The 18,917-nt window shown below is 69.3% G+C and carries 15 protein-coding genes and 2 pseudogenes; 10 read left to right on the top strand and 7 right to left on the bottom strand.

Annotated features, from left to right (window positions below; genetic code table 11):
* The first annotated feature begins 241 nt into the window (after positions 1 to 241).
* Positions 242 to 817 carry a hypothetical protein gene (locus tag ABT009_RS30615; RefSeq protein WP_351302062.1) on the top strand — a complete coding sequence of 192 codons (576 nt, stop codon included), beginning with the start codon at positions 242 to 244 and terminating at the stop codon, positions 815 to 817.
* A gap of 237 nt (positions 818 to 1,054) precedes the next feature.
* Here ABT009_RS30615 and ABT009_RS30610 read toward each other — a convergent pair whose 3' ends face one another.
* Positions 1,055 to 4,372, bottom strand: coding sequence for an AfsR/SARP family transcriptional regulator (locus ABT009_RS30610; protein ID WP_351302059.1), 3,318 nt, complete (start codon positions 4,370 to 4,372; stop codon positions 1,055 to 1,057).
* Between the two features lie 108 nt (positions 4,373 to 4,480).
* On the opposite strand from ABT009_RS30610, the gene ABT009_RS30605 reads away from it, so the two are divergent.
* From ABT009_RS30605 to ABT009_RS30565, 9 genes and pseudogenes are all read left to right on the top strand, one after another.
* Positions 4,481 to 5,704 (top strand): aminoglycoside phosphotransferase/kinase family protein, encoded by a 1,224-nt coding sequence (locus tag ABT009_RS30605; RefSeq protein WP_351302056.1) that lies wholly within the window; start codon positions 4,481 to 4,483, stop codon positions 5,702 to 5,704.
* Positions 5,701 to 5,955 (top strand): hypothetical protein, encoded by a 255-nt coding sequence (locus ABT009_RS30600; RefSeq protein WP_351302053.1) that lies wholly within the window; start codon positions 5,701 to 5,703, stop codon positions 5,953 to 5,955. The genes ABT009_RS30605 and ABT009_RS30600 overlap by 4 nt, the downstream gene beginning before the upstream one ends.
* Before the next feature lie 511 nt (positions 5,956 to 6,466).
* Positions 6,467 to 6,697: pseudogene (locus ABT009_RS47510) on the top strand (IS481 family transposase); the annotation flags it as partial.
* 1,115 nt (positions 6,698 to 7,812) lie between these two features.
* Positions 7,813 to 8,322, top strand: coding sequence for a hypothetical protein (locus ABT009_RS30590; RefSeq protein ID WP_351302050.1), 510 nt, complete (start codon positions 7,813 to 7,815; stop codon positions 8,320 to 8,322).
* Between the two features lie 67 nt (positions 8,323 to 8,389).
* On the top strand, positions 8,390 to 9,238 hold the full coding sequence (locus tag ABT009_RS30585; protein ID WP_351302047.1) for an alpha/beta hydrolase: 849 nt from the start codon (positions 8,390 to 8,392) through the stop codon (positions 9,236 to 9,238).
* A gap of 79 nt (positions 9,239 to 9,317) precedes the next feature.
* The gene (locus ABT009_RS30580) at positions 9,318 to 9,560 is read left to right on the top strand and encodes a DUF8825 domain-containing protein (protein ID WP_351302044.1); all 243 of its coding nucleotides are present in this window, start codon (positions 9,318 to 9,320) and stop codon (positions 9,558 to 9,560) included.
* Positions 9,557 to 9,775: a LexA family protein gene (locus ABT009_RS30575; protein WP_351302041.1), complete on the top strand. Its 219-nt coding sequence runs from the start codon at positions 9,557 to 9,559 to the stop codon at positions 9,773 to 9,775. Before ABT009_RS30580 ends, ABT009_RS30575 begins: the two co-directional genes overlap by 4 nt.
* 115 nt (positions 9,776 to 9,890) lie before the next feature.
* Positions 9,891 to 10,304, top strand: a complete 414-nt coding sequence (locus ABT009_RS30570; protein WP_351302038.1) for a hypothetical protein — start codon at positions 9,891 to 9,893, stop codon at positions 10,302 to 10,304.
* A 2-nt stretch (positions 10,305 to 10,306) separates the two neighbouring features.
* Complete coding sequence (locus tag ABT009_RS30565; RefSeq protein WP_351302035.1) at positions 10,307 to 11,881, top strand: hypothetical protein; 1,575 nt, start codon at positions 10,307 to 10,309, stop codon at positions 11,879 to 11,881.
* 81 nt (positions 11,882 to 11,962) lie between these two features.
* Here ABT009_RS30565 and ABT009_RS30560 read toward each other — a convergent pair.
* From ABT009_RS30560 to ABT009_RS30535, 6 genes and pseudogenes are all read right to left on the bottom strand, one after another.
* Positions 11,963 to 12,190, bottom strand: a pseudogene (locus tag ABT009_RS30560) (GNAT family N-acetyltransferase); the annotation flags it as partial.
* Between the two features lie 8 nt (positions 12,191 to 12,198).
* Entirely contained in the window at positions 12,199 to 13,266 is a 1,068-nt protein-coding gene (mraY, locus tag ABT009_RS30555; RefSeq protein WP_351302032.1) for a phospho-N-acetylmuramoyl-pentapeptide-transferase, read from the bottom strand.
* A 325-nt stretch (positions 13,267 to 13,591) separates the two neighbouring features.
* Positions 13,592 to 14,122: a hypothetical protein gene (locus ABT009_RS30550; RefSeq protein ID WP_351302029.1), complete on the bottom strand. Its 531-nt coding sequence runs from the start codon at positions 14,120 to 14,122 to the stop codon at positions 13,592 to 13,594.
* A 37-nt stretch (positions 14,123 to 14,159) separates the two neighbouring features.
* Positions 14,160 to 16,631 (bottom strand): hypothetical protein, encoded by a 2,472-nt coding sequence (locus ABT009_RS30545; protein WP_351302026.1) that lies wholly within the window; start codon positions 16,629 to 16,631, stop codon positions 14,160 to 14,162.
* A 47-nt stretch (positions 16,632 to 16,678) separates the two neighbouring features.
* Positions 16,679 to 17,194, bottom strand: a complete 516-nt coding sequence (locus ABT009_RS30540) for a hypothetical protein (protein ID WP_351302023.1) — start codon at positions 17,192 to 17,194, stop codon at positions 16,679 to 16,681.
* Positions 17,187 to 18,917: a type IV secretory system conjugative DNA transfer family protein gene (locus ABT009_RS30535; protein ID WP_351302020.1), complete on the bottom strand. Its 1,731-nt coding sequence runs from the start codon at positions 18,915 to 18,917 to the stop codon at positions 17,187 to 17,189. Before ABT009_RS30535 ends, ABT009_RS30540 begins: the two co-directional genes overlap by 8 nt.

The following is an 18,917-nucleotide window of genomic DNA, read 5'->3' as shown; positions in this document are numbered from 1 at the left end:
CCCAGCACGGCCTGTTGCCGGACAGGCCCGAGCCCAGCTGCTTACCGTCACGCCAGGCGCCCATCGGCCCGAGCACCGCGAGCCGTAACCGTCGACGAGATCACGCGCCCACCCCGAAGCCTCCGCTGCGCACATCATCAGAATTTCATTCGCATTGCAGCGCCTTCCGTAATGGTTTGCACGTGCGGCGGCCCTCGACCTGGGAAACGGCCGCCGCCCCTCCCGAGGAAGGAACATGAACATGGCGGTCATCGATCGGTCTCTCACGAGTTTGCTGAAACAGCGGAAGCTCTTCCTCATGCGGGAGCGGAGCGATGCCGCGGAGATCGTGTACGTATGCGTGGACGACGGGCTCCCCGGCGGCTATCCGGTCGGCTACGTCATCCCGTCCCGTGCGGGCACGTGGTTCGCGTACGCCCGGGCCCGCCCGGGCCGCGTCTTCGCCAGCGACCAAGTGGACGCCTGCCTGTCGAGCATCGATGAGGCCGTACGCGCCGTCCTCGACCACGCCCGCTACGGGGACGTCCTGTTCGCCCTGGAAAAGGGAGCAGGCTCCAACGCCACGTACACCGCCGAGGTGCACCGCCACCACGCCACCTGGCTCGCCGCGCTCGACGTGCCCGAAGGCATCACCCACCTCGGCAACGGCAGGGTCCGCTTCACCGGCCCCGCCGTCGCATATCTGCGCGGTCTTCCGGAACGCTTCGGCTGCCACGTGGACGACGAGGACCGCATCTGGCTCGCGGGCGAGTCGTACCGGTTGATCCGCGAGATCCAGCACACCGGCGAAGCACGCCCTGAAGGAAGCATGGGATGACCGAGGGCGAGTCGGTGGCCGCGGCCCTTGCGGCGGGGCAGTCGGTGGGGATCTCGGACACGGCGCGCGGAGCTGTCCAGGAGCTCTACGCCGGGCCCCGCGAGCCTACGGCGGCGGCTGGCCGGCAGGCGGGGAGGACGTACGAGTGCTGGATGCACGGCTGCTTGTGCCGCTGTGGCTGAGTGTCCGTTGCGACCAAGGATCACGAGGTGCCCCTCGAGGGCCTTGACGCGAACGTCACCAGTCGAGGTCTTTGTGCCCGTCCGCCGGCACGCCCACGTCCGAGAAGATGTCCAACGCCTTCTGCCTCATGAGTTCGGCCGAAGCGCCGTCGGTCTTCCGGAGGGCGCGGGCGAGTGCCACGAGGGTGTGGGCTTCGCCGAGTCGGTGGCCGGTCTCACGGTGTACAGCCAGTGCCTCACGGCCCAGGGTGACGGCTGTGGCATGCGCCGACTCGGACTCCGCTGTGCCGCACAGGACGGTCAGGGCCTGCCCCTCCACCACTCGGAAGCCGTACTCGCGTGCCAGGCGCAGCGCATCCTCGGCATGGCGGCGGGCGTCTTCGTGGCGGCCGAACCACTGGTGCGTGCGGGACAGCCCCAGGATGCTGTCTGCCTCAGCTCGTCTGAATCTCGCCTCCCGGGCCAGGGTGAGGGCTTGTGTGTCAGCCTGAAGGGATCGGTCGAAGTGGGCCAGATGTCGGTGGGCGGCGGCGACCGTGTTGAGGATGCCGGACTGAATCCACAGCCGTCCCGGGGCCTTGACCATGGCGAAGGCGCGCTCGGCTTGCGTCAGCGCGTCGTCGTGACGGCCGAGCTCGATATTGATCTTGGCGATGGCGTCGAGCATCATCGCGCGGCCGTTGCGGTATCCGCCCCTGTCGTCAGCGGCCACCTTGGGACCGAGGACGTCAAGGCCATCGGCCAGACGGCCGAGCTCCCAGTAGACCCCGCCCAGAATCTGCAGGGCCAGGCTGTCGTCCCACCAGCCCGTCTGCGCATTGTGGCTGATGACCAGTTCGAGGTGATCCGCAGCCTCTCGCAGCCGGCCCAGATCCCGGCAGGTCAGACCGAGACCGAGCAGCCCGAATGTCTCGAGGTGTCGGTTTCCGGTTTCTCGGGTGATCCGCACGCCGACGGTGAGGCGCTCGTACGCACTGCCGAGGCGCGCCATACTCCATTCCACGCAGCCTCCGACGCCGAGAGCCGCAGCCTCCCCCATCGGCCAACCGAGCTCCCGGCTGATGTCCAGTACACGTGTGTGGTGTTCCGTCGCCTCCCTGACCTGTCCCCAGTCCCAATGGATCACTCCGAGGTTGGTGTGCATGGCTGCCTGGCCGGGCAGGTCGCCTTCGTCCACGGCCGCTGCCAGCGCCGTCTGTGCGATGGCCTGCCACGTCGCCCGCGGCAGATGAAGCCAGAAGTGGCCGAACAGTGCGGAGATCAGATGCCTGGCAACGAGGCGGGGACCGTGGCGGTCCGCATGGTTGATGACCGCGAGCAGATTCGCCCGCTCCGCCTCCAGCCACTGTCCGGCTCTGGCAGCGGATGGCATGCCCGGTTGCTCACCGGGGTCGAGGGCGCCGGGTAGCTCCGGGAAGAGCCACGTGCCCGCGGCGGAGCGAGTGGCGTGCAGGTACCAGATCAGGACGCGTTCCAGTGCGGCGTCACGATCTGCCGCCGTCTCCTCCGCCTGCGCACACTCCTGGGCGTACTCGCGAAGCAGATCGTGGAACCGGTAACGGCCCACCGTCACCGGTTCGATCAGGTGGGCAGCGGCCAGCGCACCGAGCAGACGTCGGGCCTGCGAAAGCGGCGCACCTAGGAGGGCCGCCGCGATCTCGGCGCTGAACTCCGGCCCCGGAAACAGGCCGAGCAACCGGAACAGCCGACGCGCCGCAGGCACCAGCACCCGGTACGACACGGAAAAGGCCGCCCGCAAAGGGGAGTTCTCGTTGCCATCGGGTTCCAGCGCCTCCAGCCGGTTGCCCTCGGACATCTCGGCGACCAGGTCGGCCAGGCGTAGGCCCGGATCGCCGGCCAGCCTGGCGGCAGCCACGCGCAGCGCCAGCGGAAGGCTGCCGCACAGCCGGATCAGTTCGTCGACCGCGAGCGGTTCGGCGGAGAGCCGGTCTGCGCCGAGTGCCTCGCTCAGCAGCGCGCGGGCCTCGTCCGGCAGGAGGAGGTCCAGCGGCAGGGTGTGCGCACCGTCGCGGGCGACGAGATCGCCGAGCCGGTTACGACTGGTGACGATGACGCAGCAGGACGAGCTGCCCGGGAGCAGCGGACGGACTTGCTCCGCCGAAGCCGCGTTGTCCAGCAGGAGCAGCAGGCGTCGGCCGGACAGCAGTGTCCGGTACGCGCGGGCCTGAGCCTCGTCATTGGCGGGGATCTCCGACGCCGCGAGTCCCAGGCCCCGCAGCAGTAGTTCAAGGGCTTCGCCGGGCTCGAGCGGCGGCCGGTCGTGGTCGAATCCGTGCAGGTTCACATACAGCTGACCGTCGGGGAAGCGAGCGCGCACCTGGTGCGCCCAGTGCACCGCCAGGGCGGTCTTGCCGATACCGGCGGCGCCGCCGATGGCGGAGATGACCACGGTGTTCGCGGACTCCTGGCCCTGCTCCGACGGAAGCAACGCGTGCAGTTGGGCGAGTTCGCCGGTGCGGCCGGCGAATCCCGCGGCATCGTGAGGCAGTTCGGCCGGCGTGACAGCTGCTGGATCGTTGCGGAGGACGAGCTTGGAGAAGAGCGTCTGTGTGGGAGATGTCGCCGGAACGAGGAGGTGGGCGTCGTTCTGGCGCAGCACCGCCTCATGCACCCGGCGGAGCTCCTCACCGGGATCGACGCCGAGCTCGTCACGCAGGCGTATGCGCATCTCCTGGTAGGCGTTGAGCGCTTCGGCCTGGCGCTCGCAGCCGTACAGAGCCCGCATGCGCAATGCCAGCAGGGACTCGTCGTAGCGATCGGACGTGGACGGCGAGGCGAGGTCGTCCAGGGCATCGGTGAACCGGCCGAGCAGAACCAGGCATTCGAGCCGGGCTAGCCGGAGCGTTCGCCGGCGCTCCAGCAGCCGTTCCCGCTCGGCCTGCGCGAACGGTCCCGGCAGGTTGGCCAAGGGCTCGCCCTGGAACAGTCCGAGCGCCGCGGACAACTGGTCCGTCGCGGTGGCCAGGTCGCCGGACGCCCTTGTGCGCAGCGCCTCATCGCCCCGCTCGACCAGGTCCGCCACATCGAGCCGGACGCTGTCGACGACGAACCGGTACCAGCCCTTGCCGCTGCGGATCACCGACTCGGTATGCCGGATGCCTTTCGCGTCGAGCGTCCTGCGCAGCGGGTTGACGTGACTGGCCAGCACCTTGGTTCCGGATGCGGGTGGCTCCGACCCCCACACCCCGTCGAGTAGTTGCTCATGGCTCGTCACAGCCCCCTGACGAAGCAGCAACGCGGCCAGCACGGCCTGCCGTTTGACCGGCCCCAGATCCAGGAATGTGCCGTCCCGCCAGGCCCGCAACGGTCCGAGCACCTCGATCCGAAGCCGCTGGGGAGATCTCCCACCCACTCCTAGCCCCCACTTCCGTACATGATCGCAATTTCATCAGCATTGCAGCACCTCCGGCCAGGGTGACGGACACGACATCGCACAACCCGCACAACCGAAGGGGCCCAAGTGGCCGAAGCGGATTTGGTGGCTACCGCGTTGGCCGCAGGAGCGGCGGCGGGACTTAAGGGCACTGCACGCGGAACCGTCCACGATCTCTACGTCGGGCTGAAGGAGGTCGTCCACCTGCGATTTGGTAGGGGCGGCGTCCACGGCGGAGACGGCGGCAGCGGCGTGTGCGGTGGCTACGGCGTACGGGTACTGGACGCCTGCGAGACCGACCCCAACGTATGGCGGACCCGGCTGGTCCACGCCCTGACGGGCTCCGGGGTGGAGGGGGATGCGGACGTCCTCGCGGCGGCCCGCGCCGTGCTCCGCGCGGAGCGCCGGACGAGCCACCTCACGGTGGACGCCCGCGCGTCCGAGAGGGCGCTGGTCGGAAACCCCGTGGTGGCCCAAGTGGACTGTTCGGAGGACTTGGACGTGGAGTCGGCGGCCGAGGCGGAGCGCGTGCTGGGGGCATCGGTGCGGGAGTCGGTGCGACTGGGGCACGGGCGCATGACGGGGGTCACGGAGGGGGTCTGGCGCGTCACGGCCGCCAACGGCCGGCGTGCGGTGCTGAAGCTGCTCCGGCCCGGCCACGACATGGACGACGGCTGGCGGCGTGAGCCTGAGATCTACGCCGCGGGACTGCCTGCCCCGTACGTGAACGCCGGGATCCGGCTGCCGGAGCTGCTGGCTCGAGTCGACCGGAGCGAGCGCAGCGTCGCGCTGTGGCTGGAGGACGTCGCCGCGACGCCGGCCCGGCGCTGGACACCTGCGCAGCACCGGGCGGCGGCTCGCCGTTTCGGGCTGGCGCAGGCCGGCCTGGGCGCCGGGCACCGGAATGGGCCGCTGTGGGGCACCGGGTCTTTGCGCGCGCATCTCGACGGGTGGGCGGGGCGGGTGGACTGGACGCTGCTAGAGGACGACGACGCCTGGCGGCACCCGCTGGTCGCCGAACACCTCGACGCGACGATCCGCGACTACGCCCGCCGCGCGCACGCCGAGCGCGAGAAGTTCGTCGGCTGGTGGGAGGCGCTGCCGCACACCGTCTGTCACAACGACGCGTGGTCCAACAACCTCTTCGGCGCTCCGGAGCGCCCCGGCACCTCCGCAGCCGTCACCGCGATCGACTGGTCCATGGCCGGATACGCCCCCTCCAGGGCGACATGGGCAACCTCGCCCTGGACCTGCTCCGCCCGGCGGCCGACTTTCCCAGGCTGGATGCCGCCGCGTTCGAGGGATACGTGACTGGGCTGCGCGAGTCGGGCAGTCGCATCGAGCCCCGCCTGGTGCGGCTCGGCATGGTACTGACTGCAGCAAAGTGGGCCTGGCTCGTCCCGGACATGGTCGCCCGGGCCGCAGATGCCTTCGGTGCCACAGCCGTCTACGGAGACCGGGCCGCCGACACTCACCGCTTCTTCGCCGAACGGGCCGCCGTCCTGCGCGGTCTCGCCGCCTGGGCCGACGAGGCCCGCGACCTCGCTGGCGCCTGCTTCTAGGGCGCGTATCGGAGGTGGAACTGGACGAGCACCCGCCGAGCCCGGGAGCGGGTGCGTGTGGGCACCCACCCGTCTCGGAGCAGCTTCGGCGCAGAGCTGCGCGTATTAGGCAGCGACCAGAAGTGGGGTGCACCCACGCCTCTCGTACACGGCCTCGGCGGGTACGTGGAAGGGGTCTCCTCCTGTTCAGTGATTCATTGCCCCGTTGACGGCACACTCCTCGTCCGCTGCCCGCACGGCGCCGCGCGGGGCGCGGCGGACGTCCATGAGCGCGGCTCATCTCCGCGAGATGGTCGCCACCAGGATCAGCTGCCCGTAGTAGCCCTTGTACTCGGGCTTCGGGCGACCCGCATCAGCCAAAGCCGACCGCAAGGACATTCAGGAGATGCTCGGCCACTCCTCGATCACCACCACGGTCGACACGTACACGAGCCTGCTTCCCGAGGCGGATCTGGCGATCACCGAGGCCGCAGCACGGCTCGTACCGCGCGCCCGCGCCACCCCCGAGAACGACGTGCAGTTCATCGAACCCCTCGCCTGCGCCTCCCAGGGCAGACGCGGTGGGCCCAACAGGTACTACCAGTTCACCGCGATCGACGACTGCACCCGCCTGCGCGTCCTGCGGATCTATCCGCAGCTCAACCAGAAGACCGCCATCCAGTTCCCGGACTACGTGCTTGAGCGCCTTCCGTTCAAGGCCCACACCTACATCAAGCCCCGTACGCCTCGCCTGAACGGCAAGGGCATCGTTTCGACACGAGGTCGCACGCGAACACCCGCCTACGGCGTTCGCCGTACCTATCTCCCGCATGCTTCAAAGTCCAGATTCCGACAAGCCCTCACCGGGCAGTTCCCCTCCAGAACCGCCCAGATGGAAGCAGGGCGAGGAGCCCTGAAGGCCGGGAAGGTCCAGTTACGCCCCCGCAGGAGGTGGAGGATGAGCCCGGATCCGTCTGCCCGTCAACGGGGGCCCAGGACACCGCTGTGCCCGCGCTGCGGGGGCGACTGGGTGCACTCCGTGCCCCGCATCGTCAGCGAGGGCCGGATACCGCGCGAGCAGCGGCGCGAAGGCGCCCCCGCGTACTCGCCCCTCGCCGGGCGGCTCGCGCTCGCACCTGAGCCTCCCGGGACGCCGGGCATCATGATTGTGGCTGCCGGGACGCTGCCCTGGTTCGCCTTCTTTGCACTCTTCGGACCACTCATCTGGCTGGTGCTGGCCGGCGCCGATGTACTCGTGCTTGCGCTGGTCGGCCTGCAGAGACGACGGATCCGTGCGCAGATCGACGCGGGCGCAGCCCGCGCGTATCCCTTCTGGAGAGACGCCTGGTATTGCTATCGCTGCGATGTGGTCTGGCGCCGCGACGAGGGAGCAGACGTTATGTCGCCAGCCCGGTTCCAGCAGGAAATCTGGGCCAGCGGCGGGTATGACGATCTGATGCCGCGTATTCCGCGCTGAGACTCCCGCTCGGTGCCGAGCAAGGAGTGGCCGCACAATGTCGGGGTGGTCAGCGCTGTCCCGTGGGCTACGAGTCCACTTCCGCACGCACGGTCTCCCTGGTAACGGCGTACATGGACCCGGCGCCGTGCCGGCCCAGAGCAGTCCGCTGCGACGGTCGTCTCGCAGACCGGCTCGCGCCAGCAGGACCGCCAACGCCGCCGGCTTCGCCTTCTGCACCGACCGCACCTGGTCGAGATCCAGATCGTCCCGGTCTACTGGATTGCGGTACAGCGCGTCCGTCGTCTTCGACAGCAAGGTCACACGGACTCGATAGGCGAAGTCGGGGTCGTCAGGGTCCTCTTGCGGCTCCTCGTCGATCTCGGCCACTGCGGCAACCGCCGGCTCCGGCCACCGCCGCCGTGAGCCACAACACGCGTGCGCAACTCCGCTCATGGCAGTCGCTTGACGACAACGCACGACAGTACGCAGACACCCTCGGCCGCCTCGCCAACCAGCTTGCGGCGGCTGACTCGCCCGTCAACTACCAGCACCGCCGAGCCCGCCTGCAGGGCTGGGTCCTCCCTCCGGACGACTGGAGGAAGATCATCGAGGTGGTCGTCCGGCACCTGGAGCTAGGCCGGCGCTACCGCATCCGTTGGGACCGGGCACGCCACCTGGCGGCCTCGGCGATCGCCTGGGCCCAGGTCACGCAGGGCGATTGGCAATGGGCACCCATGCTGCAGAACCGGCCACACATCGGCCTCATCGAGATCAAGAGGGCCAGATTCAGCGCCTATGAGCTCACGCTGCCCGTCTTCCCGAGCAGGAAGCCCCCGTCGTCTCCCGCCTCCTGCACAACGCACTCCATGAGCACGCCGACAAGCTCGCCGAGCGGATCGACTCTGAACGGCCTCAACGAATCACTGTGACCAGCACTTTCACAACAGACCCTAAATCCCTTTGAGGCAGGTCGCGATCCCTCCTAGGTTGGCCCACGTGACGATCGAGGTGCCCTACCAGCCGCTTCCGATTCACCAGTCAGAGGTTCGCTACGCCCACGGCCCCGACTCTGCTGCACAGCCCGGCGTGCCCGCCGGCAAGACGATCGAGTTCGACTGGAACGACAGCGCGATCTACCCCGGCACGTCCCGGAAGTTCTGGGTCCACGTGCCCGCACGTTACAACTCTTCCAAGCCAGCGTCGCTCATGGTGTTCCAGGATGGATGGTGGTACCTGGACCCGGATGGGGAAGTCCGCGGCGCGATCGTCCTGGACAACCTCGTCCACCGTGGTGACATCCCGGTCAGCATCGGGGTGTTCGTCGACCCTGGCGTCTTCCCCGGCGCTGAGGATCCGAAGAACCGCAACACCGAGTACGACGCGTTCGACGATCGGTACGTCACCTTTCTCCTGAGCGAGATCATCCCTGAGGTCACGAAGCACTACTCGATCGCCGAGGACTCCGATCAGTGGGGCATCTGCGGTGGCAGCAGCGGCGGCAACTGTGCCTTCACTGCAGCATGGCTGCGCCCCGACAAGTTCCGCCGGGTCACCGCGTTCCTGTCCAGCTTCACGCAGATGCCCGGCGGCAACCCCTACCCCGAACTCATTCCCCGCGTCCCCAGCAAGCCGCTGCGCATCTTCCTCCAAGCGGGCCATCGTGACCTGCGCTGGAACGAGCCCGAGGGGAACTGGCTCGCCAACAACCTGCGCGTCGCGGCCGCGCTCGCGGAAGCCGGCTACGACTTCCGCCTGGTCCTGGGCGACGGCGGTCACAGCCCCAACCACGGCGGCGTCCTGCTCCCCGATGCCCTCCGCTGGTTGTGGCGGTCCGACGAGGGCTGACTGCCGCCAGGTGTTGATCCGGGCAAGCCGTGCGTGTCTCGACATGACACAGAATTCGAACACGCGATCTAATGCGTGTATGGATGCACCCGTATTCCCCCACGACCTGGTTCAGGCCCAGCGCGACTGGAACGCCACCTACGCGGCGCTCGCCGCCCCCGGCGCGGTCCGCAACACCGCGCCGCGCCGACGCCTGCTGCGCCTGTCCGCTCGCATCTGGTGGCACCCCTTCTGGGGCAACCGCACTTTCGGGGTGCCAACGGCCCGGATCGAGTTGCGGCGCCAGGCCCGCACCGACCGCGCGGGGGTGCGCACGGCATGAGGCACGACGAACTGAGCGAGCGTCAAATTCGGATCCTGCGGGCGATCTCAAACTGGATCGCGGATCACGGCGAGGGCCCGTCGATCCGGCAGCTCGGCGAGCTGGTCGGCCTCTCTAGTAGCGGGTCAGTCGCCTACCAGCTCGCGCAGCTGGAGGCGCGCGGATTCATCAGTCGGAGCGACCGGCGCTGGCGATCCGTCCGCATCAGACACTGACGCCGATTGGGTTCAAGCCCGGTTGTCCACAACCCGTCCGTCATCGACAGGGCACCCGGTGCTGTCTCCACGGAGTGAGACGATCACGGTCTGACCGAGCGAGATGGGGAGTCGAATGATCCTGCCAGACGTATTGAAACCCCTGGATGCGGCGCTGGATGCGACGGACCGCACCCAGGTGTTGGCGGCAGCGTGGGAAACTTTCGACGTGGCCGAGCAGGTCGCGGACGCCGTCGCCTTCGAAGACAGCAGTGATGAGCTTCAGGCCTTGGTAGCCGCGCAGGCGAGCTCGGCGGGTCAGATCCTGCTGCCGTTGCCGGAGTCCGGACGGCCCATCGACGTGCCGGCACCTGCGCAGGGTGCGGAAGGCCTCGCCCCGTACGTGAGCCTGCTGCGGCACGCCCAAGTGGCCCTCGAGCGTATGGCCGCCGAGCCAGAGGTGGAGGAGGACGGCCGGGCGGTGCTGCAGGAGGCAGCCGACAAGGCCGCGATCGCCGCCGAGGCGCTCGCTGCAGTCCGGGAGCAGTAGGCATGCCCGTGACGCTGGGAGAGTTGTACGAGACCGCCGACCGGCATCTGCGAGCGGCGGCCGCCACCCCTATCGCCTCCGACGACACCCTTGGGCAGGCTGCCGCGGCGCGGCTCCTGGACGAACTCGTCGGGCACCTGCAAAGCACGCTCGAGAGCGCCGGAGAGCGGCCCAGCCGGGCGAATCCGGGGCCAGCCACCCATCTGGCCACCGCTCAACGCGCCCTGCGGCGCGCGGTCGGACTGTTACCCGCCCTCGATGACGACGCTGGCATGGGCGCCACCCCGCTGGCCCAGGCAGCGCAGGCGGCATCCGCCGTCCGTGACCTCATCGCCAGCCACCGCGGGCAAGACGGCATCCCGGTGACGCCGTACGCCTACGCATTCACCGAACAGCCCGCCCGCGCCTATCTGTTACACCGCTCGGCGGAACTGGCCTGGGGCGCGGCCCGGGTGGCTCAGGCAGTGGGCCAGGCCGTCACCAGCGGGGCCATCGCGGTGCAGCTGCACGTCGCGCGCGGCAGCCTCGAGCAGGCCTCCGTGTTCGGCCGTGCCGCCAGCGGGACCGAGGACCGGTCCCTGGCCGCGTTCCCGCTCGCGCCGCCGCTCGATCCCCGACCGCCCCTGACAACCGACACCACCACCGCGGTCCTCGGTCACCTTGCCGACGACTGTGAGCGGCTATCCCGGGCCGCCTTCGAAGCCCTGCATGGTCGGGGCGAGCGTGGCCTGAGCGGATCCGATCTGCGACAGATGGGCCGCTGGCGGACGATGGGCAACCTGCTGGCCGGCCAAACCCTGCTCCACGTCGCCGCCCACAGCGACCCGGAAACCGCTGTCGCCTTGCAGGAGGCCGCCGGCCGACTGCGAGGAGCGGCACAGGCGTGGCAGCAGGCGGCGGCCGGATGGCGCCGGATCGTCGATCTCGCCGACCCGCGTGGCCACCCGAAGCTGCCGCCGCCCGGCTACGACCTCGTGCGAAGCGGGCAGTTCGCACCGATGCCAAAGACGTCAGCACATCCAGCGCTGGTCACCGCGCAGGCGGCCGCGACGCGCGTGGGACAGCTGCTGTACGGCGCGAGCTGGCAGCCCGAAGGGGGAAAGCCACCCAAGCCACGCACCGTGGAGGCGATCCTCGTCGACGCCAGCGGCGTGGGTGCGCTGACGGCGACGCTGTACCGACTACCCGCGACCGGATGGCAGTTGGCGGCCGCCGCACCCGTCGCGCTGAGTCGTGCCCGCGGCAACCTGGTCACCGACTTCATCGAGCACCGGCCTCCCGGCCTCGATACCCGGATGCGCTGGTACCCCGCCCACGGGCGGCAGCTCGACGCGCTCACCGACGCGTACAGCACGATCATGCCTGCCGAGCAAGCCGCAGCCGGAGCACTCCTCCAAGCCGCCCAGAAAGCCGGTACTGCCGTGCCTCGGGCCCTGCTCGATGTCGCAGCGCACCGCCTCATCGCAACCCAACAGGGCTGGGAACAGACGGCAGCGCCCGCCGTACCCGCCACGCCGCCGACACGAATCAGTCCCCCGACCATCCATGGAACCCGCCGCCGAGGGATCAGCCAATGACCCCGCCGTTACTCAACTGCTCACAGACTCCCGAACCCCGTGAGATTCGGAGTAATCGTCAAGACCTGTGGATCGGCGATGTTATTGCCTGATGTTCCGGCACCATCGGATCTCGCCTTCGTGCCATTCGTCGGTGGGCGTGAGCCCGGCGGCGGCTGCGACAGCAGCGGATGCTTGGTGTTCGGGGTGGATGTGGGCGATGATGGCCTGCACCGGCTGCTGGCTAAGCCAGTCGACGAGTCCTCGGGCTGCTTCGGTGGCGATACCTCTTCCCTGCCACGCAGTGCCCACCACCCAGGCGATCTCGGCGTCCCGTCTCAGCCCACCGCCCATCCTGCATAGAACAGGCCGAGACCGACGATGACGCACATGCCCTGGATGGTCCAGAAACGGACCACGACCAGAACTTCGGACCAGCCTTTTAGTTCGAAGTGATGCTGCAGCGGCGCCATCTTGAAGACGCGCTTGCCGGTCATCTTGAACGAGCCGACCTGGATGACCACGGACAGGGTGATCAGGACGAACAGGCCGCCCAGCAGGGCGAGCAGCAGTTGGGTACGAGAGCAGATGGCCAGGCCGGCCAGGGCGCCGCCGAGGGCGAGCGAGCCGGTGTCACCCATGAAAATCTTGGCGGGTGAGGTGTTCCACCACAGGAACCCGAAGCAGGCGCCCATGAGCGCGGAGGCGATGACGGCGAGGTCGAGCGGGTCACGGACCTCCATACAGGAGGCGGGGTCAGTCATCGTCATCGCGTTGGCGCACGATTTCTGGAACTGCCACAGGCCGATGAAGGTGTATCCGCCGAAGACCATGACCGAGGCGCCGGTCGCCAGCCCGTCCAGACCGTCCGTCAGGTTCACCCCGTTCGACATGGCCAGGATCATGAACAGCGCCCACACGACGAACAGCACCGGCCCGATGGTCCAGCCGAAGTCGGTGACGAATGACAGCCTCAGGGAGGCCGGGGTCTGGCCGCGGTCGTCCGCGAACTGGACGGCCAGCACAGCGAACAGGATGCCGACGATCAGCTGGCCGGACATCTTCGCCCCGGCCCGCAGACCCAGCGAACGCCGCTTGACGATCTTGATGTAGTCGTCCAGGAATCCGACGACGCCCATGCCCGCCATCAAGAACAGCACCAGCAGGCCCGGGTAGGTCACGCCCTCGCCAGTGACGACCTTGGTCAGTACGTACGCGATGAGAGTGGCCAGGATGAAGGCGATGCCGCCCATCGTCGGCGTTCCACGCTTGCCGTGATGGCCCCGTGGCCCGTCGTCCCGGATGAACTGCCCATACCCCTTGCGAGCCAGCAGCTTGATCAGCAGCGGGGTGCCGATCAGGGTCAGAAAGAGGCCGATGGCCCCGGCGAACAGGATCTGATTCATCGGACGGCTGTCTCCCCCTCGGCTACGTTCCCGCACGGGGCTGCCTCACTGATATCGCTGGCTACCCCAGCTCACACCCTATGCAGACGCACATCGCCGTAAGCTGACAGGTAGTTGACACAGACGATCACGCTGACGGCCCTGAACCCGAAGCGTTGCTGATTCTCACCGACATTTCCGGGCTCAGTGATCGCTAAGTGTTACCCAAAACCGTCGACAAACGTTACCCACTCCCACTTACAGAACCAACCGGAGGCTGACCGGCCCCGGAGTACGTGAGTCCCGGGGTCGGTGACTCCGGGACTCAGCTGTGTAGAGGGCCCGGTCAGAAAGGCCTGGCATCTGCCCGCTGGCGTGTCGTGTCGGCCGGCTGCGGGGCGAACACCGATGGTCCGGCCACCGGGCGGGCGGACGGGGCTGGGGCAACCGGCCGCTGCCTCATGCGATCGGCCGCCTCGGCCTGTTGCTGTGCCGCGGTGAGCTGCTGGCGCCGTTGGAGCCCGACCCCGGCCTGTTCGGTCTGCTCGTGCAGTCGTTCAGCTTGGGCGTGGGCCCGGGCGCCCTTCTCTTGGGCGTAGAGCTGGTCCTCGCGTGCAGCGTTGCGGGCCCGCTCCATCAAATTTGGCGCGGCGCCCTGGTCGGCGAGTCGCTGCGCGACGCGGAGGGCCCCGTCGGGCGCCGTGGCCTCCGCGAGGCGGCGGGCGGCCTCCTCGGCCCGCACCAGCCGGGCTGACCGCTCCCTGATCTCCCAGTCCGTCAGCAGCCGCAGCGGTAGGGGCGAGTCGAGTTTCATTGCCTCCGCCGCCGCACCCGGCCACGCGGGCGCGGCGGGCGCCGGCTCCTTCGGAGTGCTCACCTGGGACCTCTTCCTTCACTCTGGATGGCCACGCCCGCTACGCCGACATGCTCGGCGAGCCCGACGTGGCAGCCGCGACGACGGGAGCCGCCACCGTGGGGCGGGGCGGGGCGGCCTGCGGAGCGGCGGCGCCCGGGGCTGCGGGGCCGGTGAGGCCCGGCGGCAGGGTCACCGCGAGCCGTCCACCGTGGTGCTCGGCCAGTGCGACGACCGCCCGCAGGGAATCGACGTCGGGTGCGGCAAAGCGGGGCTGCTGCCCGGACTTGGCGCGTTCCGCGTTGGCGGCCTCGGCCCGCTCCACGAGGGCTTGGGCGTTCCGGCCGACGTCGCCGTAAGGGCCGGCCGCCGACCCCGGGCCGTCCGGCAGGTCTGCGGCAGGCAGCCGCTGCCACGCCTGCCGGAAGGCAACTACGCAGGGGTGGGTGGAGCTGGTGGTCAGCTCCTGCCCCATGGGGGATTCGCGCCATGTCTGGAAGGCCTCGGCGACATCCCGGGAGGCCTGCGTGGCCTCCTCGCGGGAGCCGTACGCGACCGGGCCGCCGGTCCGCGAGGATGTGCGCAACTGCCGCACCGCGGCGAGGTTCTCGTTCCGGGCGGAGGCCGGGTCCGGCTCGTCGGGCCGCTCGATGCCGGGGGTGCTGTAGGTGAGGGCCGCATCGCTGAGGTTGAGCAGGGCTTCGGCGGTGGGCAGGTCGCCGCCGCGGCCGCGGCGAAGCCCGTCGGCCCCAGCCCGCGCCCATTCGGCGATCTTCTCGGTGGTACGGACGGAGACCGTACGCCAGAACCCCTGGACGCGGACGTCGCTGCGCAGCTGCTCGAAATAGTCACCCGCCCGCTCCCTGATCACGTTCCACAGATGGGTCGTGGCGCCCCGCAGGGTCTGCAGCTCCTGCCACTCAGGCAGGTTGCTCAGCGCCGCGGCGTGGGTGTCCGCCTGCCGCAGCGCCGCGTTGACGGGCGCCGGGTCGCGCCGACCCACCGGAGGCTCGGCACGGTCGGGCTGGGCGGCCGCGGCTTCCTGCTCCTCGGCCGCCTGCGGCAGCGGCACGGTGCGCTGCCACCGCTGTTCCAGCTCGCGCAGCGGGCCATCGACGGCGGTAAGCAGGTCCTCGACAGTGCCCTGCTCGTGCGGGACGATGTCGGCCCAGGCCTCCTCAACCGCTTTGAAGGCCTCCCGGATGTCCACGGGGTCGTACGCGTCGGTCGTGGGCGTGGACGGGGGGTCCTGCGCCTGATGCTTCGTCGCCGACGTGGCGGTGGATGCCGTCTTGAGTCTCCATTGCGGTGTGCCGTAGCCGTCGTAGAGCACGCTGTCTTCCTCGCGCCAGGCCCCGGTCGGCAGGTCGTTGCCGGTCCATAGCGGGAGCTCCTGGTCCTCGCGCGCAGGGGCCAACGCGGCGCGGGCCAGCAGGCGCTCGTCCAGAGAATCGTTCGAGGGCGTCGCCGGTGACTTGGTAACAGCGGGCTTGCCCTCCTGCTGAGCGCTCCGTTCCAGGTCATTTTCCGCGGCGGCCTGAAGTCGGTCGCTCCCTGTTTCGGGTGCGGCTGCCGCAGGGGCCGGTACCGGTTCGGTGATGGGTGCGGCCATGGGAGTCTCCTCCTTAAGGTCTGGTGCGGCGGTCTTCGGGGCGGCGGCGGGGGCAGCCGGTTGCGGTCTCGCACTGTCGGGCTCTGGGGAAGCAGGAAACGCGCCCGGATCGTCGGGCTCGGCTGTGCTTCGCACCATGTGGAAGACCATCTGCCCTTCCAAGTTTTCGGTGAGGTCGGGCTCCGTGTGCTCCGTGGCCGCGGGGGCTTCCTCCGGCTGGGGGGCTGCGGTGCGCGCCGACAATGCGATGCCGGGATCGGCGAACAGGTCGGCGGTGTCGTACAGGTCATCGGAGGGTGCGGTCGCCGGTTCGGCAGCGTCCATGAGGCCGATGAGTGACTGCAGGTCGCCAGGGGCTGGCGGCAGGTCACTGGCTGATGTGTCGCTCGTGCTCGATGCCGAGAGACTTTCTGAGTCTGCAGCCTGCGGCTCCTCGACGTACTCGTGGAATTCGCTGACTCGTGAATCGGTGACGTCGATGTCGAAGCGCACCTTGGGCAGCCCCTTGCGGGCGTCGTCCCAGTGGGTTTTCGGGATCGTGAACTTGCGCTTGCGGGAGCGCTCGGCCTGCTGCTTGATGCCTTCCAAGACGCGTGCGCGGGCTTGTTCCCCCGAGCCTGGGAACCCCTCCTTGTCGGGCCACTCCCGGCTCTCGACGTCAGCGAGCTGTTCGGCTTCGAGATCGTCGACGTTCTGGTGGTGCAGGACAGTCAAGGAGTCGCGTACGGCCTTGGTGTGCTCGCGCTCCAGACGGGCCAGCGTCGTGACCTGTTCAGTGCGTACGATCTTGCGGCGGCCGTTCATGCTGATCGCGGTCTCGCGAAAGGCCTGCGCGGCGACGTCTGCCGAGCGTGGCTTCCCCCGTCGCACCGGTGACTCGGGCGTGGCTTCATTGCGTTCGCCCCCCGCGTCCTCCCCCATCCGTCTCATCCCTCCTTACGTACGGTTCTGCAGTCACGTCCGGTACTTCACAAAGGCGGGTCGAGCTCCGCGGTCATCCGCATGACCTCGGCCTCGGCCGGATGCCGGGCCGGATCGGTGGTGTCCGGAGAGGTGGCCAGGTACATCTCGAATTCCTCGTCCGCGCCAGGGGCCGGCGGAGGCGGCGGTGGCGGTTCCTCGTGACCTCCGATGCACGCCGACAGCTTCAGGTACGGCTTGAACGCATGCACCGTGTTGATCCACTCGGCCTCGGCGAGCTCGCGCCCGGGGCTCTTGTCGCCCTCGTACGTACGCAACCAGCCCAGATACAGGGCGGTGAGCAGCTCCTTGACCCAGCGATGGCGGTACCAGCAGGGCGCCAATTCGTTGTGCAGCTCTGCGGTGTAGCGCAGCCAGTCGACCCAGACGCGCAGCTCGCGCAGCCGGGCGCGCCGCTCGGGTGGGGACATGGCTGACCACACCCAGCGGCGCGGCTCCGGCGTCGACTTCGCGGGCGGCGGAGCGGGCCACAGGTCGGCGGGATTGTCGCGCGCTTCAGCCACGGCCCGCCCTCTCGACGACGGGCGCTGCTGCCTTCCCCAGATTCACCGGACTGCCGCCCTGAGCGGGCTGCGGCTCGGCCAAGAGCTTTTTGAGGTCGCGGTCGCGGAAGGTCAGTCGCATCTTCACCTTGATCGGCGCCTGGTTGGAGTACTGGGCGATCGCGGTGAACTCCTTCAGCTGCTGCAGGGAGTGCACGGGGGCGAGATCGGTCTCGGTGGGCGAGGAGTTGGTGGTGAACTCGCCACGGGAGCGGCCGTGCGAGGTGCGCATCGTCTCGGTGCGGCCGTACAGGCCGGAGAAGTAGCGCAGGGTCTCGAGGTCGCCGCAGCCGGGCAGCAGCATGCGCAGGCCGGAGGCGGACAGGACGGTGTTGGCTTTCTGCACGCCGAGCCGGTCGCGGAGCTGGGACAGGTCGTGCCACACGGTCAGGACGACGATGCCCATGCCGCGGCCGGTGGTGAGGATGTTGGGCAGGCGGGGGTAGCGCAGCATGTTGCCCGCCTCGTCGACCAGCACCCCGAGCCCAGGATCGAGGGGTTTGCCGGTGGCGTTGTAGCAGACTTCGGCGCCGTGGATGATCGAGGCGATGATCGAGGTCAGCAGCGGGGCGAAGCGTTCTGCGTCGGCCTCGGAGGCGATCAGGCAGACGGTGCCGTTCTTGGTCAGCAGGTCCTCGACGGTGAAGTCGGTGCCCGCGCAGGTCTCGCGGACCTCCTCGTCGGCGTAGACGCGGGCGAGCACGTTGAGGCTGAACTGGATGGAGCCGATGCCGTCTTCGTGCAGGCGCAGCCAGGGAGAGGCGTAGTCGTCGGCGACCTCGGTGTATCCGTGCTGCTGCAGCACGGCGCGGACGTGGTCGACGGCGTCCTTGCCGAGGGAGAGCCAGCGGCGCATGGTGTTGATGCCGCCGCCGGAGAGGTTCGCGGCCAGCAGCACGCCTTTGAGGACGCTTTTGGCCTGGTCGATCCAGGGGGCGGCGCGCTTGTCGTCGCTGGATGCGGAGGCCTCGGCCATCCAGGCGGCCATGCGGTCGGCGGCCTTGGCGTCGGTGCAGTACTCCACCGGTGACCACTTGTTCGTCTCCCGGCCGGGGATGCCAGCGGGGGCGATCACCCAGACCGGTCCGAGGGCGCGGCGGCGGGAGTAGATGACGTCCAGGTCCGCAGCCTTGGTGGTGGTCACCACCAACGGGCCTTGCCATTCGGCGGCGTTGGGCAGCACCAGCCCGGTGGTCTTGCTGCTGCCCGGCACGCCGAACACCGTGGCGCTGATGTTGGGCTGGGCGGCCACGATCTTGTTCGTTTGCATGCCGCGGCCGGCCGTGATGCGGTTGGCGCGCAGGGTGGGGTCCTGTGGCGCCTTGAGCTTGCGTTCGACCTTCGCGCCGCCCCACTGGGCGCCGCCGGTGTGGGCGCCGAAGTTCAGCTTGGTGACGGCCTTGAGCAGCAGTAGGAAGAACACCAGCAGCAGCGCCACGGTCAGCAGGTAGAACAGCCAGGCGGGCGGGGCCGGGGCGAAGACCGCGCCGGGGCCGTTGACCAGGGCGCGCAGCACGGTTTCCGGCAGGCTCGCGGTGGACTGCGCCCACCCGCGTCCAGCGAGCAGCGCGGCAAGTGGTGCGGCCAGCAGCACCGCCCCGCCGAGGGCGACGGCGAGGCCTGCGCCATACGCGGCGAGCAGCGTGTTGTCGTCGAGCCCGCTGCTGACGGGCTTGTCGGCCAC

Origin of the sequence: Streptomyces sp. NPDC002896, assembly GCF_040295225.1 — a bacterium.
Lineage (GTDB): Bacteria > Actinomycetota > Actinomycetes > Streptomycetales > Streptomycetaceae > Streptomyces.
The sequence above is the reverse complement of the archived record's forward strand: the minus strand, read 5'-3'. Positions and strand labels throughout refer to the sequence as shown.